This is a genomic window from Paraburkholderia oxyphila NBRC 105797 (assembly GCF_000685075.1).
Lineage (GTDB): Bacteria > Pseudomonadota > Gammaproteobacteria > Burkholderiales > Burkholderiaceae > Paraburkholderia > Paraburkholderia oxyphila.
The window spans coordinates 1-23,672 of the sequence record NZ_BAYD01000098.1 but is presented as its reverse complement, the minus strand read 5'-3'; the positions used below and the strand labels follow the sequence as shown (position 1 = coordinate 23,672).

At 66.7% G+C, this 23,672-nt stretch carries 23 protein-coding genes; 15 read left to right on the top strand and 8 right to left on the bottom strand.

From position 1 onward, the window contains the following. Positions 1 to 44: 44 nt before the first annotated feature. Positions 45 to 854 carry a siderophore-interacting protein gene (locus tag BO1_RS38015; protein WP_028222048.1) on the bottom strand — a complete coding sequence of 270 codons (810 nt, stop codon included), beginning with the start codon at positions 852 to 854 and terminating at the stop codon, positions 45 to 47. 193 nt (positions 855 to 1,047) lie between these two features. Beyond that, complete coding sequence (locus BO1_RS38010; protein ID WP_028222047.1) at positions 1,048 to 1,794, bottom strand: PadR family transcriptional regulator; 747 nt, start codon at positions 1,792 to 1,794, stop codon at positions 1,048 to 1,050. A 417-nt stretch (positions 1,795 to 2,211) separates the two neighbouring features. Here BO1_RS38010 and sufB point away from each other — a divergent pair, with 417 nt between their 5' ends. From sufB to BO1_RS37975, 7 genes are read left to right on the top strand one after another with little or no spacing between them, the layout of a single operon-like run. Then, on the top strand, positions 2,212 to 3,660 hold the full coding sequence (gene sufB / locus BO1_RS38005; RefSeq protein WP_028222046.1) for a Fe-S cluster assembly protein SufB: 1,449 nt from the start codon (positions 2,212 to 2,214) through the stop codon (positions 3,658 to 3,660). A gap of 48 nt (positions 3,661 to 3,708) precedes the next feature. After that, positions 3,709 to 4,503, top strand: coding sequence for a Fe-S cluster assembly ATPase SufC (gene sufC / locus BO1_RS38000; protein ID WP_028222045.1), 795 nt, complete (start codon positions 3,709 to 3,711; stop codon positions 4,501 to 4,503). Between the two features lie 33 nt (positions 4,504 to 4,536). Next, on the top strand, positions 4,537 to 5,871 hold the full coding sequence (sufD, locus tag BO1_RS37995; protein WP_028222044.1) for a Fe-S cluster assembly protein SufD: 1,335 nt from the start codon (positions 4,537 to 4,539) through the stop codon (positions 5,869 to 5,871). Then, positions 5,868 to 7,121, top strand: a complete 1,254-nt coding sequence (locus BO1_RS37990; protein WP_028222043.1) for a cysteine desulfurase — start codon at positions 5,868 to 5,870, stop codon at positions 7,119 to 7,121. The genes sufD and BO1_RS37990 overlap by 4 nt, the downstream gene beginning before the upstream one ends. Continuing rightward, positions 7,118 to 7,573, top strand: a complete 456-nt coding sequence (sufU, locus tag BO1_RS37985; protein WP_028222042.1) for a Fe-S cluster assembly sulfur transfer protein SufU — start codon at positions 7,118 to 7,120, stop codon at positions 7,571 to 7,573. Before BO1_RS37990 ends, sufU begins: the two co-directional genes overlap by 4 nt. A gap of 47 nt (positions 7,574 to 7,620) precedes the next feature. Next, a complete protein-coding gene (locus BO1_RS37980) occupies positions 7,621 to 7,974 on the top strand; it encodes an SUF system Fe-S cluster assembly protein (RefSeq protein WP_028222041.1) in 354 nt (117 codons plus the stop codon). Between the two features lies 1 nt (position 7,975). Next, entirely contained in the window at positions 7,976 to 8,308 is a 333-nt protein-coding gene (locus tag BO1_RS37975) for a Rieske (2Fe-2S) protein (protein ID WP_028222040.1), read from the top strand. 28 nt (positions 8,309 to 8,336) lie between these two features. On the opposite strand, the gene BO1_RS37970 is transcribed toward BO1_RS37975, so the two are convergent. After that, on the bottom strand, positions 8,337 to 8,843 hold the full coding sequence (locus BO1_RS37970; RefSeq protein WP_028222039.1) for a GNAT family N-acetyltransferase: 507 nt from the start codon (positions 8,841 to 8,843) through the stop codon (positions 8,337 to 8,339). A gap of 127 nt (positions 8,844 to 8,970) precedes the next feature. Here BO1_RS37970 and BO1_RS37965 point away from each other — a divergent pair, with 127 nt between their 5' ends. Then, positions 8,971 to 9,273, top strand: a complete 303-nt coding sequence (locus BO1_RS37965) for a type II toxin-antitoxin system HigB family toxin (protein ID WP_028222038.1) — start codon at positions 8,971 to 8,973, stop codon at positions 9,271 to 9,273. A 5-nt stretch (positions 9,274 to 9,278) separates the two neighbouring features. Further along, a complete protein-coding gene (locus tag BO1_RS37960) occupies positions 9,279 to 9,641 on the top strand; it encodes a helix-turn-helix domain-containing protein (RefSeq protein ID WP_028222037.1) in 363 nt (120 codons plus the stop codon). 64 nt (positions 9,642 to 9,705) lie between these two features. On the opposite strand, the gene BO1_RS37955 is transcribed toward BO1_RS37960, so the two are convergent. From BO1_RS37955 to BO1_RS37945, 3 genes are all read right to left on the bottom strand, one after another. Further along, positions 9,706 to 10,629, bottom strand: a complete 924-nt coding sequence (locus BO1_RS37955; protein WP_028222036.1) for a glutaminase — start codon at positions 10,627 to 10,629, stop codon at positions 9,706 to 9,708. 98 nt (positions 10,630 to 10,727) lie between these two features. Next, a complete protein-coding gene (locus BO1_RS37950; protein WP_028222035.1) occupies positions 10,728 to 11,387 on the bottom strand; it encodes a helix-turn-helix transcriptional regulator in 660 nt (219 codons plus the stop codon). Positions 11,388 to 11,523: 136 nt separating this feature from the next. Beyond that, positions 11,524 to 12,561, bottom strand: coding sequence for an ornithine cyclodeaminase family protein (locus BO1_RS37945; protein ID WP_043288295.1), 1,038 nt, complete (start codon positions 12,559 to 12,561; stop codon positions 11,524 to 11,526). A 133-nt stretch (positions 12,562 to 12,694) separates the two neighbouring features. Here BO1_RS37945 and BO1_RS37940 point away from each other — a divergent pair, with 133 nt between their 5' ends. Together BO1_RS37940 and BO1_RS37935 are read left to right on the top strand one after the other, a co-directional pair. Next, complete coding sequence (locus tag BO1_RS37940; protein ID WP_084688548.1) at positions 12,695 to 13,513, top strand: ABC transporter substrate-binding protein; 819 nt, start codon at positions 12,695 to 12,697, stop codon at positions 13,511 to 13,513. A 46-nt stretch (positions 13,514 to 13,559) separates the two neighbouring features. Next, positions 13,560 to 14,870 (top strand): NAD(P)/FAD-dependent oxidoreductase, encoded by a 1,311-nt coding sequence (locus BO1_RS37935; protein WP_028222032.1) that lies wholly within the window; start codon positions 13,560 to 13,562, stop codon positions 14,868 to 14,870. Between the two features lie 123 nt (positions 14,871 to 14,993). On the opposite strand, the gene BO1_RS37930 is transcribed toward BO1_RS37935, so the two are convergent. Further along, positions 14,994 to 16,574, bottom strand: a complete 1,581-nt coding sequence (locus tag BO1_RS37930; protein ID WP_028222031.1) for a DHA2 family efflux MFS transporter permease subunit — start codon at positions 16,572 to 16,574, stop codon at positions 14,994 to 14,996. 336 nt (positions 16,575 to 16,910) lie between these two features. Between BO1_RS37930 and BO1_RS37925 the strand changes: the two genes are divergently transcribed. Further along, complete coding sequence (locus BO1_RS37925; protein WP_028222030.1) at positions 16,911 to 17,555, top strand: alpha/beta hydrolase; 645 nt, start codon at positions 16,911 to 16,913, stop codon at positions 17,553 to 17,555. A 231-nt stretch (positions 17,556 to 17,786) separates the two neighbouring features. Further along, complete coding sequence (gene mreB, locus BO1_RS54465; RefSeq protein WP_043288293.1) at positions 17,787 to 18,854, top strand: rod shape-determining protein; 1,068 nt, start codon at positions 17,787 to 17,789, stop codon at positions 18,852 to 18,854. A gap of 153 nt (positions 18,855 to 19,007) precedes the next feature. Here mreB and BO1_RS37915 read toward each other — a convergent pair whose 3' ends face one another. Beyond that, positions 19,008 to 19,409, bottom strand: a complete 402-nt coding sequence (locus tag BO1_RS37915) for a hypothetical protein (RefSeq protein WP_028222029.1) — start codon at positions 19,407 to 19,409, stop codon at positions 19,008 to 19,010. A 411-nt stretch (positions 19,410 to 19,820) separates the two neighbouring features. Here BO1_RS37915 and gltA point away from each other — a divergent pair, with 411 nt between their 5' ends. Continuing rightward, positions 19,821 to 21,122, top strand: a complete 1,302-nt coding sequence (gltA, locus tag BO1_RS37910) for a citrate synthase (protein WP_028222028.1) — start codon at positions 19,821 to 19,823, stop codon at positions 21,120 to 21,122. A gap of 221 nt (positions 21,123 to 21,343) precedes the next feature. Further along, positions 21,344 to 23,614 carry an amylo-alpha-1,6-glucosidase gene (locus BO1_RS37905; RefSeq protein WP_028222027.1) on the top strand — a complete coding sequence of 757 codons (2,271 nt, stop codon included), beginning with the start codon at positions 21,344 to 21,346 and terminating at the stop codon, positions 23,612 to 23,614. The last annotated feature ends 58 nt before the right edge of the window (positions 23,615 to 23,672 follow it).

Genomic DNA, 23,672 nt, shown 5'->3' with positions numbered 1-23,672 from the left:
GCGTTCGCGCGAAGGGAGCGGGTCAGCGCGCGCAGGGTTTTGGTTCAGTCGTCGATTGTTTCGTGTGTCGCCTGCGCGCCGCGCCGCCAGTACGCCGACGCGCGGATGCGCTTCTTGTCGACACCGCGCTCGTTGCACAGGTGCGCGCGCACGGCGCGGATCGCCGAGGCTTCGCCGGCCGCCCACACGTGGCCGTCGCCGGGCGGCAGCCAGACTTCGCGCACGGCATCGACGAGCGGCTGATCCGATTCGGATTCCTCACGGTATTGCCAGATGGCGTAGAGATCGGCTTCGGTGGGCAGCGGGATGCGCGCCGCACGGTTCGCCACTTCCACGACCACCGCGACGCGCGCGCCGGCGGGCAGCTCGGTCAGGCGGCGCTGGATCGCCGGCAGCGCCGTTTCGTCGCCGATCAGGAGATGCCAGTCGTAGCCCGTGGGGATCACCATCGAGCCGCGCGGACCGCCCACGCCCAGGTACTGGCCGGGCTGGGCCTGCGCCGCCCACGCCGTGGCGGGGCCAGCTTCGTGCAGCGCGAATTCGAGGTCGAGCTCGTTGGCAACGGTGTCGAAGCGGCGCGGCGTGTAATCGCGCGCGGCGGGGCGCTCTACGCCCTCGGGAAAGACGATGCCGTCGGGTCCGAGGCTCGGCAGCACGGGTTTTTCGGCGCCCGGGGCCGGGAAAAATACCTTCAGGTGATCGTCGAACGATGCCGAGACGAAGTCGCTCAGATCGCCCGTGAGCGTCACGCGCACGAGCGCAGGCGACAGCGCCTCGACGCGCGCGACGCGCAGCAGGCGGAACTTCAGCGGATGTCGCACGCGGACGACTTCTAGGTGGCTTGGGTTATGCATCTGGGGCTCCAATGGGGCGATAGGGCGATAGGGCGATAGGGCGATAGGGCGATAGGGCGATAGGGCGATAGGGCGATAGGGCGATAGGGCGATAGGGCGATAGGGCGATAGGGCGATAGGGCGATTCGGCGATGGGGTGGCGTTCGATCGACGAGGCGTGACGAGTTGCGCGCGGAGGCTGGCGGGCCTGCGCTCAGGCGCCGCCGCTTTCCTCGCCGCTCTCGATCTCGCGGGTGGCGCGCGCGAGGATCGCCGCGATGCGGCGCTGCTCGTCGGGCGAGGCGTCCGTGCGAACCAGCAAGGCGTGCTTGAGCGCGCGGCGCGCTTCGATGAGCTCGCGCACCCAGCCGGTGACTTCGACGGGATCTTCGCCCGCGAGCGCGCGGCGCATGAGTTCCATCTTGCGGCCGAAATGGGTGAGCTTCGCGAGGATCAGGTCGGCGCGCTCGCGATTGGCTTCCAGATGCGCACGGCCTTCGTCGGATAGTTCGTAGCGCTTGCGGTTGCCTTCGAGCGAGACGCTGACGTAGCCGAGTTCCTCGAGGTAGGTGAGCGCGGGATAGACCATGCCGGGGCTCGGGCTGTAGAAGCCGTTCGAGCGCGCGTCGAGCGCCTTGATGAGTTCGTAGCCGTGGCTCGGGCGCTCAGCGAGCAGCACGAGCAGCATCAGCTGCAAATCTTCCGACGTGAACTTGCGGGCGCGGCCGAAGCCGTCGCCATTCCCCCCGAAGCCGCGGCCGAAGCCTTCCCCGAAGCGGTCGCCGAAATCGCCGTGGCCTTCGCCGCCGCGGTGGCGGCCCATGGCGTGGCGCAGCGCGTGCATCGGGTGGCGCATGGCGAAGCGGACGCCGGCGAAATCGTCGTTGTCAAAGGGGTCGAAACCGGCGTGGCTGGCACGGCCGTGGCGCCAGAAATGGCTGAAAGCGTGATGGTGGCGCATGAGGCCTCCTTCTCTGAGTGTCTTAAAACATGTCTTAAGATATATATCTTAAGAGTGTTTGTCAAAGAGAATTTTGGAGGCTCGCTCGGGATTCGGGGGTAGTTCATGTGTGCCGAAGCTCGTTTCCGGATTGTGGCGCGCCTGTCGTTCCGATCGCATTGGACGCTCGGCTGGCCATGATTGGCATCCCGGCGCCTGGCCGGGGGCGATGCGCTTTATCGCCTGCCGCGACGCGTGCCCGGAGACCCTGGGTCCGTCAGGGTTTTGGGGGCGGTTCTACAATAGTTAGTGAGAGTGAAAAGGAGACCGTAATAATATCGATGCCGCCGGTCGACAGCGCCGCGCGGCTTCGTGAGCGGTTTTCGCGCTCGGGCGGTGTCGAGTGTTTCGGCGCCGCCGCAGAAAGCGGAGGTCCAGATGAGCACGAATGCGGCCGGCATGGACGAATGGGTTCGGCGCAAATACCAGCATGGATTCGTTTCCGACGTGCAGTCCGACACCTTGCCGCGCGGGCTGTCCGAAGACGTGGTCCGACTGATTTCGGCCAAGAAGCACGAGCCGGAATTCATGCTCGAATGGCGGCTGGCCGCCTACCGGCACTGGCTCACGATGCGCGAGCCGCATTGGGCCACGGTCGAGCATCCGCCGATCGACTGGCAGGGCATCGCGTACTACTCGGCGCCGCATGCGCAGGAGGGCAGGCCAAAAAGTCTGGACGAAGTCGATCCGGAACTGCTGCGCACCTACGAGAAACTCGGCGTGCCGCTGCAGGAGCGCGAGATGCTGGCTGGCGTGGCCGTGGACGCGGTATTCGACAGCGTGTCGGTCGCCACGACGTTTCGCAAGCAACTCGGCGAGCTCGGTATCGTGTTCTGTTCGTTCTCGGAAGCGGTGCAGGAGCATCCGGACCTCGTGCGGCAGTATCTCGGCTCGGTGGTGCCGTACACCGACAACTTCTTCGCCACGCTGAATTCCGCGGTATTTAGCGACGGGTCGTTCTGTTACATACCGCCGGGCGTGCGCTGCCCGATGGAGCTGTCCACGTACTTCCGCATCAACGCGCGCAACACCGGGCAGTTCGAGCGCACGCTGATCGTGGCCGACAAGGGCGCCTACGTCAGCTATCTGGAGGGCTGCACGGCGCCCATGCGCGACGAGAACCAGCTGCACGCGGCCGTGGTGGAGCTCGTCGCGCTCGAAGGCGCGCAGATCCGCTATTCGACCGTGCAGAACTGGTATCCGGGTGACGAGCAGGGGCGCGGCGGCATCTACAACTTCGTGACGAAGCGCGGCGACTGCCGCGAAGCCAACTCGAGGATTTCGTGGACGCAGGTCGAGACCGGCTCCGCCATCACGTGGAAATACCCGAGTGTGATCCTGCGCGGCGACAACGCGGTCGGCGAGTTCTATTCGGTGGCGCTCACGAACCATTACCAGCAAGCCGACACCGGCACGAAGATGATTCATCTCGGGCGCAATACGCGCAGCACGATTCTCTCGAAGGGCATTTCCGCGGGCCGCGGCCGGAACGCCTATCGCGGGCTCGTGAAAATGGGCCGCTCGGCGCAGGATGCGCGCAACTTTAGCCGCTGCGATTCGCTGCTGCTCGGCGCGCGCTGCAGCGCTTTCACGTTCCCGTATATCGAGGTGAAGAATTCGAGCGCGAAGGTCGAGCACGAGGCCTCGACTTCGCGCATCGGTGAAGACCAGTTGTTCTATTGCATGCAGCGCGGGCTCTCGGAAGAAGACGCGGTGTCGATGATCGTCAACGGTTTTTGCAAGGACGTGTTCAAGGAATTGCCCATGGAATTCGCCGTGGAGGCACAGAAGCTGCTCGGCGTGAGCCTCGAGGGCAGCGTCGGGTAGTGTCGGGTCGTGGCGGTCAGGCAGCGTGGGCTGAGCGAGGCAAACAGGATGCTCGATATCCGCAATTTGAGTGTCGACGTGCAAGGCAAGCCGATCTTGCGCGGCGTCGATCTGCGCGTGAATGCGGGCGAGGTTCACGCGATCATGGGGCCGAACGGCTCGGGCAAGAGCACGCTCGCGCATGTGCTGACCGGGCGCGAACCGTACGTCGTGACGGGCGGCAGCGTGCTCTACGACGGGGCCGACCTGCTCGCGCTCGCCCCTGACGAACGCGCGCGCAGAGGCGTCTTTCTCGCGTTTCAGTATCCGGTGGAGATTCCCGGCGTCAGCAACGTCTATTTGCTGAAGGCCGCGCTCAACGCCCAGCGCAAGGCGCGCGGTGAGCCGGAGCTGGACGCCATGGACTTCCTCGCGCTCGTCAAGCAGAAGCTCGCGGACATGGAGATAGGCGAGGACCTGCTCTCGCGCGGCGTCAACGAGGGATTCTCGGGCGGCGAGAAAAAGCGCAACGAGGTGCTGCAGATGTCGGTGCTGGCGCCGCGCCTGGCCATTCTCGACGAAACCGATTCGGGGCTCGATATCGACGCGCTGCAGGTCGTCGCGCGCGGCATCAACCGGATGCGCAGCGCGGACCGGGCGATCGTGCTGGTGACGCACTATCAGCGCCTGCTCGATTACGTTGTGCCGGATCATGTCCATGTGCTCTCTCAGGGCCGCATCGTGCGCTCGGGCACGCATGAGCTTGCGCTGGAACTGGAGCGCAAGGGCTACGGCTGGCTCGGCGCCGAAACGCGCGAAGAGGACGAGGCACACGAAGGGCCCGGACCGCGCGCCGCGCACTAGCGGCGGCGCGCGCCTGTCCGGCGAGGAGCAGCAATGAGCGAGTCGATGCGCGACTACTACCGCGACGCTTTTCGCACGACGGTGAAGACCCTGCCGGGCGTCGAGTTGCCGTGGCTGCGCAGCGCCCGGCGCCACGCGTTCGAGCGGTTCGAGGTACTGGGTTTTCCGGGCACGCAGCTCGAAGCGTGGAAGTACACCAACGTGACGGCCATCGCGCAGCCGCGCTGGCATTTCGCGCCCGCGCATCCCGCGCACGCGGACCTGGGCGGTATCGCGAGTCTGGTGAGCGATCTCGTGCCCGATGACGTGGCGAATCGCCTGGTGTTCGTGAACGGCCGTTATGCGCCGAAGCTTTCGCGACTCGCCGATTTGCCCGAGGGCGCGTTCGTCGGCAGCCTGCGCCAGGCGATGCGCGAAATTCCCCAGCGGCTCCACACAGTCATGGCCCGGCGCGAGCAGCAGGACGGCTTCGCGGCGTTGAACGGCGCGTTTCTGAGCGACGGCTATGTGGTCGTGCTGCCGCCGGGATGCGCGATCGAGGCGCCGCTGCACGTGCTGTTTTTCGCCGATGAAGCGGGCCTGGCGATGCATCCGTTCAACGTGGTGGTGGCGGAGCAGGGCGCGCGGTGTTCGATCGTCGAGCAGTTCGCGGGGATCGCCGACGAGGCCTATTTCGTCAACGCCGCGACCGAGATCGTCGCGGACAGCGAAGCCGACGTTCGCCATTGCCGTATTCAGCAGGAAGCACGTAGTGCGTTTCACATCGCCCAGGTGGACGTCTCGCAACAGCGGGCGAGCCACTTCACGTCGCATTCGTTCGCGTTCGGCAGCGCACTGTCGCGCACGCAGATCGCGACGCGGCTCGACGCGGCCGATGCGCGCGCCGATCTGAACGGCCTCTATCTGGTGGGCGCGAGGCAGCACGTCGACCACCATACGCGCGTCGATCACGAGCAGCCGCGCGGCACGAGCCGCGAGTACTACCGCGGCGTGCTCGACGGCGCGTCGCACGGCGTGTTCGACGCGCGCGTGATCGTGCATCCGGACGCCCAGCAGACCGACGCGCATCAGGGCAACGACAATCTCCTGCTCTCGCGCGATGCGCAGATCGACACCAAGCCGCAACTGGAGATTCACGCCGACGACGTGAAGTGCACGCACGGCGCGACGGTCGGCCAGCTCGACGAAAACCCGCTGTTCTACCTGCGCTCGCGCGGCCTCGACGAGCGCATGGCGCGGGCCTTGCTGGTGTGGGCGTTCGCGCGCGTGAGCGTGGACCGCGTGGAGAGCGCCGTGCTGCGCAAGCGGCTCACGCAACTGCTGCTCGCGCGCCTGCCCGGCGGCGAATATCTGCGGGGACTCACATGAAGCCTGTCGAACCGGTAAGGATTCCAGATCAGGACACGGTGGCGCACTGGCGGCGCGACTTTCCAATTCTGCGCGAACGCGTGCACGGCAAGCCGCTCGCGTATCTGGACAACGGCGCGACCACGCAGAAGCCCGCGGCCGTGATCGCCGCGGAGTGCGCGTACTACGAGCAGATGAACGCGAACGTCCATCGCGGCGTGCACCTGCTCTCGCAGCGCGCCACTGCTGCCTACGAAGGCGCCCGCGCGCGCATCGCGCGGTTCATTCACGCGGGCCGCGCCGAAGAGATCGTGTACGTCCGGGGCACTACCGAGGCGATCAATCTGGTGGCGCAGAGCTACGTCCGGCCCCGCATTCAGCCCGGCGACGAGATCCTCATCAGCGCGATGGAGCACCATTCGAACATCGTGCCGTGGCAGATGGTCTGCGCGCAGACGGGCGCGCAGCTCAAAGTGGTGCCGATCGACGATGCCGGCGCACTCGAGATCGACGCGTACGAACGCATGCTGGGGCCGCGCACGCGCGTCGTCTCGATCACGCATGCGTCGAACGCGCTCGGGACCATCAACCCCATTGCGCGGCTGATCGAGCGCGCGCACGCGCGCGGCGTGCCGGTGCTGATCGATGGCGCGCAGGCAATTGCGCATCTTCCCGTCGACGTGACCGCCCTCGATTGCGACTTCTACGCGTTTTCCGGACACAAGGTCTACGGGCCAACCGGTATCGGCGCGCTCTACGCGAAGACGGAGCTGCTCGAGGCGATGCCGCCCTGGCAAGGGGGCGGCGACATGATCCGCTCGGTGAGCTTCGAAAAGACGGAGTACAACGCGATTCCGTGGCGTTTCGAGGCCGGCACGCCGAACATCGCGGGCGCGGTGGGGCTGGCGGCGGCGCTCGACTATCTGAGCGCAATTGGCGTGGAAGTGGCGCTCGCGCACGAGGCCGACCTGCTCGCCTATGCGAGCGACGCGCTGCGCGCGGTGCCGCATTTGAGCATGATCGGCACGGCGAAGGAGAAGGTGGGGATCGTATCGTTCGTGATGGCGCACGCACATGCCCACGATATCGGCACGATCCTCGACCAGTGCGGCGTGGCGGTGCGCACCGGTCATCATTGCGCGATGCCGGTCATGACGCGCTTTGGCGTGCCGGCCACGGTGCGCGCATCGTTCGCGCTCTATAACACGCGCGCCGAAGTGGATGCGCTCGTCGAAGGCCTCGCCCGCGTGCAGGAGCTGTTCCCGCTATGAGCGATCTTCGTGAGTTGTACCAGGAAATGATTTTCGACCACTACCGGCGGCCGCGGAACTGTCATGCGCTCGCGGACGCGAACCGCCGGGCCGAGGGGTACAACCCGCTGTGCGGAGACCGCATCACGCTGTATCTGCGCATCGAGGACGGCATCGTCAAGGACGTCGGCTTCGAGGGCGCCGGCTGCGCGATCGCGACCGCTTCTGCCTCGTTGATGACCGAGGCGCTCAAGGGCCGCACCGAGGCCGAGGTCGAGGCGCTGTTCGAGCGCTTTCACGCGATGGCGACGGCCCCGGCCGACCGGCCGCTCGCAGACGTTGCAGGACTCGGCAAGCTCGCGGTGCTGGCCGGCGTGCGCGAGTTTCCGGCGCGCATCAAGTGCGCGACGCTCGCCTGGCACACGCTGCGCGCGGCCTTGCGCGACGAAGGCGAACCGGTTTCCACGGAATGACGCGAGCGCCACGATTAACCGCACGACAGGCAGCGAGGCGAACGACGATGAACACAGATGACCTGCACGAACGCGACGACGCGCTGGGTAGCGGCGGCGACCTGCTCGCGCGCGTGATCGACGCGCTGCGCACGGTGTACGACCCCGAGATACCGGTCAACATCTACGATCTGGGGCTCGTCTACGAACTCGATGTCGACGACGAAAGCGGGGACGTGACGATCCGCATGACACTGACCGCGCCCGGTTGTCCCGTTGCGCAGTCGTTTCCGGCAACGGTGGAGGACTGCGTCATGGACGTGGCGGGCGTGAGCGCGGCGAAGGTGGAACTGGTGTGGGACCCGCCGTGGACGAGGGCGCGGATGTCCGAAGCGGCCCGTCTGGAATTGGGGATGTTCTGACATGGCCGACTGGGTGGACGTGGCGCCATACGCCGATTTCCCGCCGGGCTCTGTGCGCAGCGTGAATGTCGAGGGCGCGCAGGTTGCGGTGTTCAATCTCGATGGCACCTGCTACGCGATCGAAGACATCTGCACGCACGACGGCGGCATCTTGACCGGTGGCACCGTGGAGGGCGATGAAGTGGTGTGCCCGCGGCACGGCGCGCGCTTTTGCATCCGCACGGGCCGAGTCCGCGCGCCGCCGGCTTATGAGGATGTCGCGGTGTTCGCCGTGCGCGTGGAGGGCGGCATCGTGCAGGTGCGGGACACGCGCTGGGACGAAAGCGGCTTTTGATGCGCCGTGTTGGTCCGCCTGGTTGAGACTAAGCGCGCGCCTCGAACGCCTCGCTGTAACGCACGGTTGCCGACGGCACGGGGCCGCGCAGCGCGAGCGCCTGGAAATACTCGGCGGGAACGTCCGGCAGCACCAGTGTGGGCTCGGGCGCGAAGCCAAAGCGCCGGTAATAGAGCGGGTCGCCGAGCAGCACGCATCCAGCCGCGTGCTGCGCGCGCAACGCGTCGAGCGCTTGCTCGACGAGCCGGCTGCCGATGCCCTGGCCTTGCCGCTCAGGCGCGACCGAAACCGGTCCAAGGCCGAACCAGCCGGTGGTGCCGTCCGAAAGCACCACGGGTGACATCGCGATGTGTCCCACGAGCGTATTTCCGTCCACGGCCACGAGCGAGACTGCCAGCTCGCCGGCGGCGCGCAGCGCGTCGACGATGTATTGCTCGGTGTGGCTCGTGTGCGGCGCGTGCAGGAAGGCGGCTGCGGTCAGCGCGTGAATCGCGGGGATGTCGGCGGGGGTTTCGGGGCGGATTTCAAAAGGCATGGTTTGGGTCATGGTTTGCGCTGCACGAAAGTGTAAGAGAGTCTTGGCCAGAAATAGACTGGACGCAGCTACTCTTTACTTAGTCCCGTTTTGGGACTAAGATTATCCATCTTCTGCTTCTGGTGCTATGCGAATCGTTGCAAAGAAAACGCTATTGACGTTCATCACGAGCCACCCGCAAGCCGCGCAACCGCTTCTCGCGTGGTATGCCGAAGCCGCAGAAGCAAACTGGAAGTGTCCGCAGGACATCAAGGATCAGTATGCTTCAGCGAGCTTCGTTGGCAAGAACCGGATCGTCTTCAATATCAAAGGAAACACCTACCGGCTGATTGTCGCAGTGGCTTACCGAGTCGGCGTGATGTACGTGAAATTCGTCGGCACGCATGCTGAGTATGACCGGATCGATGCCGCCACCGTGGAAATGGAGTAAATGGAATGAATATCCTTCCCGTCCGTACCGAGGACGATTACAAGGCCGCACTCGCTGTGGTGGCTGCCCTGGTCGACGTCGATCCTGAGCCCGGTACGGAAGACGGCGACCGTCTCGAAATTATTTCGCTACTGATTGAGCACTACGAAGCGGAGCATTTTCCGCTGGCCGCACCCACGCCGGTTGAAGCCATCAAGTTCAGAATGGAGCAGGCTGGGCTGACCGTGCCAGATATGGAGCCGTACATTGGAAAGCCAAACCGGGTGTATGAAATATTGGCGGGCCGGCGCGAACTGAGTCTCGCAATGATTCGCCGCTTGCATGAAGGACTGCGGATACCCGCTGAGATCCTGATCGGCTCGAATTGAGGCTGGTGGGGCTAGCCTCACTACGAGAGAAGACGCCAGCAGCGGCATGGACCACACGCGGCGCTCAAAAAATCGATTGCCCTGTCCGTGTGGTCAACCATTCCAGCGATTTGACCCCAGCCAGTGAGTTACCGTTGGCGTCGAGCCCCGGCGACCACACGCACACCGCCATCTCCCCCGGCAGCACGGCAACAATGCCGCCACCCACGCCGCTTTTCGCCGGCAGCCCCACGCGATAGACGAAGTCGCCCGCGGCGTCATAGGTGCCGCAGGTCAGCATCAGCGCGGACAGGCGCTTGGCGGAACTCGCGTCGAGGACGTGTTCGCCCGAGACCGGCGCGACGCCGCCGTTGGCGAGAAAGAGGGCCGCCGTGGCGAGCTCCACGCAGTTCATCTCGATCGCGCACTGGCGGCAGTAGGCGTCGATCACGGCATCGGCGGGCATCTCCAGGTTGCCGAAGCTCGCAATGAAATGCGCCATGGCGCGGTTGCGTTCGGCGTGCGCGAGTTCGGACTGCGCGACGCGCAGGTCATAGTCGAGCTCGGCTACGCCCGTGAGGCGCCGCACGAATTGCACGAGCGCCGTTTCGGCGCCGACGAAGCGTCGGCACAGCACGTCGGTGACCACGAGCGCGCCCGCGTTGATGAACGGATTGCGCGGCTTGCCGCGCTCGGTCTCGAGCTGGACGAGCGAGTTGAACGCGGTGCCCGAGGGCTCGCGGCCGACGCGCTCCCAGAGTGCGTCGCCAAGCAGCTGGAAGGCCAGCGTGCACGCGAAGAGCTTCGAAATGGACTGAATGGAAAAGCGCTCGTATGCATCGCCGACCGAGTACACGCTGCCGTCGAGCGTGACGATCGCCATGCCGAAGCGCTCGGCGGGCACCTTCGCGAGTTCGGGGATGTAGTCGGCGACGCGGCCGGCCGTGCGCCACGGTGCGATGTCGCGATGAATCTCTTCGAGGATCGCTGGATAGTTCGGGTGTTTCATTGACGGACGAACGCCTGGGAGCAGGGATCGCGATGATACCGCAGCGCATCCGCGCCCAGTGTGACCGCATCTCCGATGCGCCCGGCGCGCCCCGCGCGCTACTGCCCCTCGCCCTTCAACTCGCGTAGATGCTTGTACACCGTCGCGCGTCCCATGCCCAGCACCTTTGCCACGTAGTTCGCCGAGCTCTTGCCCTTGAACGCGCCCTCGGCATGCAGCGCCTCCACCAGCTCGCGCCGGTGCTCGCGCGTGAGCGAGTTGAGCGCCACCTGGCGCTCGCGCAGCCAGCCGTGCAGGAAGGTGTTGATGCGCTCCTGCCAGTCGTCCTTGAACAGCTCCTCGGGCTGCGCGATCACGCCCGCGCCGCGCAGGAACAGATCGAGCGTCGCCTGCATGTCGTCGAAGGCCGCGATGTTGAAGTTGATGCACATGACGCCCGCGGCCTGCCCGTCGTCGTCGAACAGCGCCGTGCTCACGCAGCGCATGCGCCGCCCGTCCCAGTTCACCTTCTCGTAGGGGCCCAGCAGCTTGTTGCGCGTGGTCTCCTCGACGTCCTCCAGCGCGGCGTCGTCGCCGATCTCGCGCTTCGAGAGATTGTTCGAGAGGTACGCCACGGTCTGGTCCGAGAGATCGTGGATCACCACTTCGGCGAACGGGAAGAACAGCGTCGTGATGCTGTCCGCCACGTGCGCGTAGCGTTCGAGCAGCCGCTCGCGCGGCGTCTTCGCGCCGGCGGGCGGGTTCGCAGGCTGCTTCATGGCCTGCTTCATGGCCTGTTCGGCGGGCTGCTTGACAGGCGGCTTCGCGGAGTCTTTTTTCTGCATCGGACCGGGGGCCGTGAGGCGTCGGAAGTTTCGTCAATGAGGACGTCGATGATACTGCGCCTGCTCGCGCTTAGTGCGCGCGCGCTGGAGCTTCGCGCATCTGCAGCAGATGCGTATGGAGCGCATGCGCAACCGCGATGTCTTCGAGGCCCAGCCCGATCGAGCGGAAGAAGACGTGGCGCGTGTAGCCGGGGCGCGGGCAGGCGTCGTTCGCGAGCTCGGCGAGATCGCCCACGATCGCCTCTGGCGACCAGCCGTGCTCGCGCGCGGCCAGCACCATCTCGCCGGCGCTTTGCGGCGTGGTGCGGCGATAGTCGCAATACACGTCGAGCGTGGGCAGCGCGGCCGGATCGATCTCGTGCGCCTGCGCGACGTTGGTGCTGATCGAGGTAATGAGCGCGGGCTTCGTGAGCGCGTCGAGCGCGAGCACCGGCTTGCCCGACGAGGTGCAGAGCATGACGACGTCGGCATCGGCGACGCATTCCTGCGCCGTTGCCACGAGGCTCACGCGCGCGTCGGCGGCGCGCACGCTGGCGGCGCGCCCGGCATCGCGGGCGAGCTTCGGCGAATAGACGCGAATGCTCTCCCACGCGCGCAGCGGCGCGGCGTGGCGGATGTGCGCGAGCGCCACCGCGCCCGCACCGATCACGGCCACGCGTCGCGCATTGCGCGGCGCGAGCTGGTCGACGGCGAGCGCCGTGGTGCCCGCCGTGCGCTCGGTCGTGAGCAGCCCCGCATCGCACCACATGAGCGGCTGGCCGGTGTGCATCGACATCAGCGCGGTCCAGGCCGTGACGATGGGCTTCGCGCCCTCGGCGCCCTCAGTACCCGCGGTGCCCGCGATGTACGGCGAGAGCTTCGCGCCGAACACGCCAGCGTCGGCCAGCACGCCCAGGTAGGTGATGAAGTCGCCGGCCTCGCGCGGAAACAGCGCGAGCGTCTGCGGCGGCTGCACGGCGTTGCCGCGGCCGAGCGCGGCGAACATGTCGGCGAGCACGCCGCGCACGTCGAGGGCGGGGAGCGCCGCGCGCACCTGCGCGGCGTCGGCGATGAACGGCGCAATCGACGGCGCGGCGGCGCTTGCGTGGGGAACTGACGTATCGGACATGCTGTGCTCCGTGAGTAGACATTTTTGTCCATTCTAGACTTTATTTTTATTTTTCGTCTATATTTGTCCGGCGGCCGCGGAACACACGCGAAGGGCGCCGCCCGAACTCCTCCTATAGACATTGGTGACGACGATGAACAGAAAGATGAATCGCTACGTGCGAGCGGTCCGCCTTGCGGGCCTGGCCGGCCTGCTTGGCGCGGGACTCGGCATGACGGCGGGTGCGGTACATGCGCAGACACAGCAGACATTGCGCTTCGGCGTGGAGGCGTCCTACCCGCCGTTCGAGAGCAAGACGCCCTCGGGCCAGTTGCAGGGTTTCGACATCGACATCGGCAACGCCGTGTGCCAGCGCATGCAGGTCAAGTGCGTGTGGGTGGAGAACAGCTTCGACGGCCTGATCGCGGCGCTCGAGGCGCGCAAGTTCGACGTCATCAACTCGGCGATGAACATCACCGACAAGCGTCGCCAGCAGATCGATTTCACGCCGGCCGTCTACGTGATGCCGATCCAGATGGTCGCGAAGCGCGGCTCGGGGCTGCAGCCCACGCCGGCGAGCCTGAAGGGCAAGCAGATCGGCGTGCTGCAAGGATCGACGCAGGAAGATTACGTGCGCAAGCACTGGGCGACCCAGGGCGTGTCGATCGTCACGTACGAGAATCAGGACCAGATTTTCGCGGACCTCGCCGCGGGCCGTCTGGACGGCGCGGTCCAGGAAGTGCAGACTGCCACCGACGGCTTCCTTTCGAAGCCGCAAGGCAAGGACTTCGATTTCGCGGGCGCGCCGCTCAAGGATCCCGCCACGCTAGGCGAGGGCACGGGCTTCGGCATGCGCAAGAACGACCCGGCGCTCAAGGCCAAGGTGGTGGCGGCGCTCGACTCGCTGCGCCAGGACGGCACGCTCACGAAGCTTTCGATGAAGTATTTCGGCCGCGACATCGTCGCGAAGTGACAGGGATGCGCAGCGGGGGCGCAGATATGGACTCCAGAGGAATGGCATGAGCAAGGACGCGATCGTTCTCGGCGCGGGCATCGTCGGCGTGAGCGTCGCGCTGCATCTGCAGGCGCGCGGCGTGCGTGTCACGCTCGTCGACCGGCGCGCGCCGGGCGAGGAAACCAGCTTTGGCAATGCGGGCTTGATCGAGGCGTCGTCGGTGGTGCCGTATGGCTTTCCGCGCGACTGGCGCACGCTGCTGCGGCTCATGCGCAACGATTCGACGATGCTGCGCTACGACCTGCGCTCGCTGCCCGCGTATGCGCGCTGGCTCGCGTCGTTCTGGCGCGAGTCGGCGCCGGCGCGGCTGGCGGGCGCGGCGCACGACATGCTGCCGCTCATCGGGCGCTGCGTCGCCGAGCACGAGGCGCTGCTGGCACGTTCGGAAGCACGCAGGGACGCCTGCACGGACACGCGTCCGGACGCAGACACGGACCCCGACGCACGCACGGATCTGCGCGCGCTCGTGCGTCCGGTCGGCTGGCTGGAGGCGTACCGCTCGCCCGCGGAGTTCGAGCGCGAGCGCGAGGAGGCGCTGCGCGTGGCCGGGCAGCACGGCCTGCGCGTGAATGTCCTCGATGCGGCGGGGCTGCGCGCGGCGGAGGCGTCGCTCGCGGAGGGCTATGCCGGTGCGATTCACTGGGCCGATCCGGCCAGCGTGGCCGATCCCGGCACGCTCGTGAAGGGCTACGCGCAGTTGTTCCTGCGCGAAGGCGGCCGGTTCGCGAAGGGCGATGCGCTGAGCTTGCGCAAGGCGGGCAGCGGCTGGCAGGTGCGCACCGAGGACGGGCCGCTGACTGCGGAGCTTGCCGTCGTCGCGCTCGGGCCGTGGTCGGATCTCGTGACCGGGCCGCTCGGCTATCACGTGCCGCTGATGGCCAAACGCGGCTATCACATGCACTACGCGAGCGAGGCGGGTGCGCCGCTCACGCGTCCCGTGGTGGATATCGAGGGCGGCTACGTGGTCGCGCCGATGAACCGCGGCCTGCGCCTCACTACCGGCGTGGAGCTGGCCACGCGCGAGCGTCCGCCCAACTACGCGCAGCTCGATGCGGCCGAGCGCGCGGCGCGGCCCGTGTTCGGACTCGGCAAGCGGCTCGACGACAAGCCCTGGATGGGCATGCGCCCGTGCACGCCGGACATGCGTCCGGTGCTCGGACCCGCGCCGCGTCATGCGGGGCTCTGGTTCGCCTTCGGCCATAACCACCATGGGCTCACGCTGGGCCCGGTGACGGGGCGGCTCGTCGCCGAGCAGATCATGGGCGAGACGCCATTCACCGATCCCAGGCCTTATCTGCCGCAGCGTTTCGCGTAACGCGGCCAAGGCATGGCGGCAGCGCGGGCTGCCGCCACGACACGCGAGGAGCGCAGACTGCCGCTTCGTCACGTGAGGAGCGCGGGCCGCCGCTTCGCCACGCGACTGGCGCGCTCGGTTCGCTCAATGCGCGCCGGCCGCGCCGCCTCCGCTCGAACCCTTCGTCGACTTCGTGATCCAGATGAGCGGAATGATCGCGAGGAAGATGATCGCCGAGATATAGAAGATATCGTTCAGGCCCATCATCGCGGCCTGGGTCGTGAGCTGGAAATCGAACAGCGCGCGCGCCGAGGGCTCGCTCAGGTTCAGCGTCTGCTGGGTCTGGTCGATCGACTGCTGGAACACCGGGTTGTAGATGGAGGCCTGCTCGGTCAAGCGCGCGTGATGGAGGATCGTGCGGTTGTTCCAGGCATTGGTCGAAATCGACGTGCCCACGGCGCCGCAGAACACGCGCACGAAATTCGAGAGGCCCGCGGCGGCGGGAATGCGGCCCGGCGGCTGGCCCGCGAGGATGATCGCGGTGAGCGGCACGAAGAAGAGCGCCATCGGGATGCCCTGCAGCAGCGTGGGCAGCACGAGGTGGAACGTGTCGATCTCGATCACATAGCGCGAGCGCATGAAGAACACGACCGCGAACAGGATGAACGCGACCGTGGCGATGACGCGCGCGTCCGAGCGCGGCAGGATGCGTCCCACCACCGGTGCGAGGATCACGGCGAATATGCCGAGCGGCGCGGTGACGAGGCCCGCGTCCACCGAGCGGTAGTTCAGATACTCCTGCATCCACTGCGGCAGCAGCACGAGATTGCCGAAGAACACGGCATAGGCCACCGAAATCGCGATCGTGCCGCCGAGGAAGTTGCGCTGCGCGAAGAGCCGCAGGTCGACGATCGGATGCTCCTCGGTCAGCTCCCAGACGAGAAAGAACGCGAAGCTGATGAGCGCGGTCACGCCGAGCGTGACGATCACGGGCGAATTGAACCAGTCGAGATCCTTGCCCTTGTCGAGCATGATCTGCAGCGAGGCCACCCAGGCGACGAGCAGCCCGAGGCCGACGATGTCGATGGGCGGCTTGCGCGTGGGCGATTCGCGGTGGCGGTAGATGCTCCAGGTGATGAAGCCCGCGAACAGGCCCACCGGGATGTTGATGTAGAAGATCCACGACCAGTTGTAGCTGTCGGTGATCCAGCCGCCCAGCGCCGGGCCCGCGATCGGGCCGACCGTGGTGGTCATGGCCCAGAAGGCAAGCGCGGTGGCGGACTTGTCGCGTGGCCACGAGCCCAGCAGGATGGCTTGCGAGAGCGGGATCAGCGGGCCGGCCACGGCGCCTTGCAGCACGCGCGCAATGAGCAGGAACGGCAGGGTCGGCGCGATGCCGCACATCCACGAGGCCAGCACGAACGAGAGGATCGACGCCACGAACAGGCGCACCTGGCCGAAGCGCTGCGTGAGCCAGCCCGTGAGCGGGATGGAGACGGCATTGGCGGCCGCGAACACCGTGATGACCCACGTGCCTTCATCGACCGAGACGCCGAGGTCGCCCGAAATGGTCGGGATGGCCACGTTGGCGATCGAGGTGTCCAGCACGTTCATGAAGGTCGCGAGCGCCACGGCGATGGTCGCGAGGATCAGCTTGCCGCCTTCGAGCGGGGGCGGTGGCGCGGGTGGCGGAGACGATGAGGAGGGCGAGGTGGGCTGGCTCAAGCTTCTTCTCCGCAAATTCGGGGGCTGCAGGACACGCGCAGGGTCCGCGCGGCGGACCGGATTTGCGGCAAGGATACCTGCAATCGCGCAATGGCATGGGCGGGCGTGAAAGCAGCCCCAGGCGCTGGAGGGGCATCGGTGGGGCGCGGGCCGCTTGAACGCTTACGATGTGATTTCGTTTTTCCGGCGTGCACACGCGTGTCGCAAGGGCAGCGTATGCTTGCGGCTGTCATGTGGGCCGCGGCGCACTGCCTCGTCGGGCGGACGCACGGCGCGGGTGATGCGCGTTTTATGCGGATTGGCGAGTCAGAGACACGGCAAGAGGGGATCAAGACAATGAGCTGGACACAATTCGATGGCGGCTGGCGCCTCGCGCCCGCCGAAGGCGCGGCGCGCGCGCTCGTCGTGCTGCTGCACGGGGTGGGCAGCAATGCACGCGATCTGATGCCGCTCGCCGACGCCTGGCGCGGCGCGCTGCCCGGCGTTGCCTTCGCTTCGCTCGACGGCAACGAGCCGTTCGACGGCGGCTTCGGCGGGCGCCAGTGGTTTACGCTGCGCGACGTGAACGAGACGAACCGCGCGGCGCGTGTGGCCGCGGCGGCGCCGGTGCTGGAAAAGCGCCTCGCCGACGAACTCGCGCACTGGGGGCTCGGATTCGACCGCCTCGCGCTGGTCGGTTTCTCGCAGGGCTCGATCATGTCGCTCTATCACGTGGCGACGCAGTCCGAAGGCGCGGCGGCCGTGGTCGCCTACGCCGGGCGCCTCGTCACGCCGGTCGTCGCGAAGAGCCTGACGCCGCTCACGCTCGTGCATGGCGAGGACGACGAGGTGATTCCCGTGCTCGAGCTCGAGCGGGCCGCCGCGGCGTTCAGCGACGCGGGTTTCGCCGTGGCGGCGTTCGCGCTGCCGGGCGTCGGTCATACAATCACGGCGCAGGGCGCGATGCTCGGGCGCGACGCGCTGGTGCGGGCGCTGGGGTAGCGCCGGGGCCGCGCTCGCGCGCGGCCTGACTTATTTTTTCCACACTTGGCGATTAAGCTGCCCGGTTATTTTTGGCGCGGCTAAAGTCTCGCCCGGCTTTCGCCGTAAACGAAGCCAGTGGGCCATCAAGGCTCTCAGGCGCCCGGTTGCTCAAACGTTTGCGACCGGGCTCGATTTCCGGGGCGGCCCACTGCAGGCCGACCACCACACGCAACGACGAATAACGACAACATGGCCCGAGCCACGCGGCATTTTCTGCACATGGGGTCCCGCCAGGACGTGGCGATCGATCCCGGCACCGCCAATACGCTGATCTATACGGCGCAAGGGGGCATCCTGCTCGATCAGCCCTCGGTCGTCTGCCGCGAGCGCGGCGCGGGCGCCGGCAACGGCAGCGCATCGGCCGTCGCCGCCGTGGGCGCGCAGGCCAAGGCGCTCCTCGGGCGCGCGCCACAGAATCTCGAAACCGTGAAGCCGCTCGTGCACGGCGTGATTGCCGACTTTGCCGCCGCCGAGCAGATGATGCGCCGCTTCGTCGCCATGGCGCGCCCGCAGCGGCGGTTCGGCCGCCGTTCGGCGTTCACCGTGTGCGTGCCGGGGGCGGCCACGCGCGTGGAGCGGCGCGCGCTGCGCGATGCCGCGTTCGCAGCCGGCGCGGCGAGCGTGAACCTGATTGGCGAGTCGCTGGCTTCGGCGCTGGGCGCGGGGCTGCCGGTCGCCTCGGCCACGGGCTCGATGGTCGTCGACATCGGCGGCGGCACGACTGAAGTGGGCGTGCTCGCGCTGGGCGGCGTGGCCGTCAGCGGCTCGGTGCGCGTGGGCGGCGACCAGTTCGACCGCGCCATCATCGAGCACGTGCGCGGCCTCTACGGCGTGATCCTCGGCGAGCAGACCGCCGAGCACGTCAAGAAGATCATCGGCAGCGCGCTGCGCGGCGAGCCCATCGAGCGCCTGCGCGCGACGGGCCGCAGCCTCGAGGACGGCCTGCCGCGCACCATCGAGATCACGAGCGAGGACATCGCCGATGCGCTCGCCTTGCCGCTGCGCCAGGTGATCGGCGTGGTGCGCCAGGTGTTCGAGCAGGCGCCGCCCGAACTGGCCAGCGATATCGCCGATAGCGGCATCGTGCTCACGGGCGGCGGTGCGCTGCTGGGCCGCCTCGACCAGTGCCTGGCCGCCGAGCTGGGCGTGCCGGTGCGCGTGGCCGACGAGCCGCTCACCTGCGCCGTGCGCGGCGCGGGCGCGGCCGCGGCGGGCGCCGTGCCTGCCGGCCAGCCCGACTTCGACGCCTGCGATTGAGCGGCGGTTTGACTGGCGGTGTGGGCGCCGCTGGGTTACGCGGGCGCCAGCAAGCGCCCGCAACCGCCCGAATAGCGGACCAACGCAAAGCGGCCACCCAGGGTGGCCGCTTTCGCAGGAATCCGGAAATATCGCAGTCCGAATCGGTTGCGCTTAGTCGCGACCGTGCGCGTGCGCGTCGAGCTTGTGCTCGGCGGCTTCGCCCACGAGGCCCGCGTAGTAGAGATGCACGCCGATGGCGAGCGAGTCGTTGCGGATCTCGTGGAAGGCCTTCCATGCCTTCACCGGATCCTTGAACACGAGGTAGTGCGCTTCCTGCGAGACGAGGCGCGCGACCTGGTGCAGGCCGTGGCCGTGCAGGGCGTCGACGAGGGCGTCGAGGCTGCGGTGCGTGCGCGCGTCGGTGCGCGGGTAGAGCATATGCAGGACCGCCACGCGCTCGGACGCGAGTGCTGCGGAGAGCGCGACCACGATGTCCTGGTGGTTCAGCGCGGTGACGATGGCGTCCTCTGCAAGTTCGTCTTCTGCGAACAGGGTGTCGATCGAGATGTTCATCTGTTCATTCCTTACGTTTTGCGTACAGCGCGTGCGGCCTGAGAAAAAAGGCCCGCCAAGGGAGGCGGGCCAATATCGCTACATGCAAGAGCGCGGGCCTAAACGAAGGTCCCCGCTCTGTTCGACAGGGGAAGTCGTTGCATGTCAAGCAGTATGTCAGAGCAGGAGTGATCCATGTTGCACTGCACTGACAATATATTGTTGCATAAATCGGCGTTAAGGGAGCCGCAAGCATTCAATGTTGCTGGCTGGAGGAGGCATTGTTGCCGGGTTCGCTATCAATCGATGCTGCGCCGCGCCGTAAAATGCGTCAGGTGGTCGCAGTGAAGCCGGCCTGGAACATCGGGCGACGAGCGACACCGTGCCTTCCCGCTCTTGCGAGGTGAAGGCAATTCAATGCAAGGACAAGACATGATCGATTCGAAGACTCACGCCACACTCACGATCCCCGGCCACGCCGAAGGCGTCCAGCTGCCGGTCTACAAGGGCACGACGGGCCCGGACGTGATCGACATCCGCAAGCTGTACGGCCAGACCGGCATGTTCACCTACGACCCCGGCTTCATGTCGACGGCGGCGTGCAACTCGGCGATCACCTATATCGATGGCGACAAGGGCGAGCTGCTCTACCGCGGCTACCCGATCGACAACCTCGCGCAGAACGCCGACTTCCTCGAGACCTGCTACCTGCTCCTGAAGGGCGAGCTGCCGACGCAGAAGCAGAAAGACGAATTCGTCGCGATGGTCACGAACCACACGATGGTTCATGAGCAGATGCACTTCTTTTTCCGGGGGTTCCGCCGTGACGCACATCCGATGGCGATTCTGGTGGCGGCGGTCGGCGCGCTGTCCGCGTTCTATCACGACTCGCTCGACATCACCGATCCGACACACCGTGAAGTGTCCGCGATCCGCATGATCGCCAAGCTGCCGACGCTCGTCGCCATGGCGTACAAGTACACGATCGGCCAGCCGTTCGTGTATCCGCGCAACGACCTCTCGTACAGCGCGAACTTCATGCAGATGATGTTCTCGACGCCGAGCGAGGAGTACAAGGTCAACGACGTGCTCGTGCGCGCGCTCGACCGCATCCTGATCCTGCACGCCGACCACGAGCAGAACGCCTCGACCTCGACGGTGCGCCTCGCGGGCTCGTCGGGCGCGAACCCGTTTGCGTGCATCGCGGCCGGTATCGCGTGCCTGTGGGGCCCGGCGCACGGCGGCGCGAACGAAGCCGCGCTGAACATGCTCGAAGAGATCGGCTCGGTCGACAACATCCCCGAGTTCATCAAGCAGGTGAAGGACAAGAACTCGGGCGTGAAGCTGATGGGCTTCGGCCACCGCGTCTACAAGAACTACGATCCGCGCGCGAAGCTCATGCGCGAAACGTGCCACGAAGTGCTCAACGAGCTCGGCCTGCACGACGATCCGCTGTTCAAGCTCGCGATGGCGCTCGAGAAGATCGCGCTGGAAGACGAATACTTCGTGTCGCGCAAGCTGTACCCGAATGTGGACTTCTACTCGGGTATCGTGCAGCGCGCGCTGGGCATCCCCACGTCCATGTTCACCTGCATCTTCGCGATGGCGCGTACGGTGGGCTGGATTGCGCAGTGGAACGAAATGATCGCCGACCCCGAGCAGAAGATCGGCCGTCCGCGTCAGCTCTTCATCGGCGAAACGCCGCGCGAAGCCAAGCCGGTCTCGGCGCGCTGATGCGTTGACTTTGTTTAACGCCGCAATGGCAACGAAGACTGCGTGACGGTTCATACCGTCACGCAGTGCTCGACGGGAGGGGGCGCGGATAAACGCGCACCCTCCCGTTTTTTATGCCGTGCCGGCGTGAACCTGCTGCGTCTGCCGTGGACAAACCTCTCGTATGATTTGCGCTCGAGCCACTACAATCGAGCGAAAGCGAACCGAAGAGGAGGCACGCGATGCAGGATCCTGAAGCACTCGGCGGCGTCACCCGCGCAGGCGGCGTGGATCATCCCGCTCACGAGACCGATGGCGCATTTATCGCGCCCGAAACGCCCGAGGTCGCCAGCGCCGACCAGCACGTGCTCAAGTCGGGCGACACCTTTATTGTCAACGACCCGCTTGGTGACATCACCGGCGTCGACGACGGCCTCTTCGTCAACGACACGCGCGTGCTCTCCTCGCTGCGCCTCACCTTCGGCGGCCGCGTGCCGTCGCTGCTCTCGGGCAGCGTGAGCAGCGACAACACCGCATTCACCGCGCATCTGACCAACCGGCCGCTGCCGCCGCTCGGCGGCACGACCACGCCCGAGGGCGTGATACATGTGGAGCGCGAGCGCGTGCTCTCGGGCACGATGATGACCGAGGCCATCGAGCTCACGAACTACGGCACCGAAGAAGCGGTCGTGCCGCTTTCGATCTCGTTCGCGAGCGACTTCCGCGACATGTTCGAAGTGCGCGGCCTGAAGCGCGCGCGGCAGGGCACGATCGTGCCGCCGCGCGTGGAAGACGGCGAAGTGCGGCTCGAATACATCGGCCTCGATCACGTGGCGCGGCGCGTGCGCATCGAGTTCTCGCCCACGCCGGACAAGCTCTTTGCCGACCGCGCCGACTTTACCGTCGCGCTGCCCGCACAAGCCTGCGTGTCGCTCTACCTCACGGTGGCCATCGAGGTCGAGCCGCTGGCAGGCGCCGCGCCCGATGCGCCGAGCGCGAGCATCATCCAGCCCGACCATTGTCTCGCGCCCACGAGGGAGCAGCGCGTGGGCCGCGCGGCCGTGCGCGCCGCGCTGGTCGACTCGCATATCGTGATGCGCGAGCGCCGCCGCGCGTCGGCGAACGTGCGCTCGAGCAATCCGCTCTTCAATGCCTGGATCAACCGCTCGATCGCCGACCTGGGTCTTTTGACCACGGATTTGCCCACGGGCCCGTATCCCTACGCGGGCATTCCGTGGTTCTCCACGCCGTTCGGCCGCGACGCCATCATTACCTCGCTGCAGACGCTGTGGCTCACGCCCGCGCTCGCGAACGGCGTGCTGCGCTTTCTCGCGGCCCATCAGGCGCGCGAGGACTCGGCGTTCCGCGACGCGGCGGTCGGCAAGATCATGCACGAAATGCGCAAGAGCGAAATGGCCGCCACCGGCGAAGTGCCGTTCGCGCTCTACTACGGCGGCGTGGACTCCACGCCGCTGTTCGTCGTGCTGGCGGGCGCCTATGCGGAGCGCACCGGCGACATGGCATTGATCGACGAGCTCTGGCCCGCGCTCGAACGCGCCGCGGCCTGGGTGGCGGGCGTGTGCGACCGTAATCCGCTCGGGCTGCTCGATTACCGGCGCGAGTCGGAGGGCGGCCTCGCGAACCAGGGCTGGAAGGACAGCCACGACTCGGTGTTCCATGCGGACGGGCATTTCCCCGACGGGCCGATCGCGCTTGTCGAAGTGCAGGCCTACGCGAGCGCCGCGTTCGAGACGATGTCAAAGTTCGCCGCGCATCGCGGACTCGTTGAGGAATCCGCGCGCTATGCGGGCCGCGCCGCAAAGATTCGCCGTTGCGTGGAAGACAAGTACTGGATGGCGGAGTCCGAGTTCTACGGCATCGCACTCGATGGCCACGGCGAGTTGTGCCGCGTGCTCGCGTCGAATGCGGGGCATCTGCTTGCATTTGGTTTGCCCGAGTATGAGCGTGGGCGTGCCGTGGCCGGCGTTCTTGAATCGGCGTTGTTTCATACGGGGTGGGGTGTGCGCACGCTGGCCGCGGGCCAGGCGCGCTTCAATCCGATGGCCTATCACAACGGCTCGGTCTGGCCGCACGATAACGCGTTGTGCGCGCGCGGGCTTGCGCGTTATGGGCGCAAGGAGGCCGCCGTGCGGCTGTTGCAGGCGCTGTTCGAAGCGGCCGTTACCTTCGATATGCGGTTGCCGGAGCTGTTTTGCGGTTTCCCGCGCCGGCGTGGCGAGCCGCCTACCGCGTATCCGGTGGCTTGCCTGCCGCAGGCGTGGGCTGCGGGTTCGCCGTTCATGATGCTCGAAGCGTGTCTGGGGGTGAGTATCGATGCTGCGCGGCATGAAGTGCGTGTTGAGCAGCCGATGCTGCCTGAGGGCATTGATTGGCTCGAAGTGGGGGATCTGCGTGTGGGTAGCGCGGCGGTGACGCTTACGTTCCGGCGTGTGGATGGCAAGGTCGTTGCATCGGCGGATCGTAGTGATGTGAAGGTGGTGGCAGTGCTGTGAGGTATTGCGCGGTCGGTGCGCGCTTTGGACTTAACTTGTTTTCGCGGCGGGCCGCGAG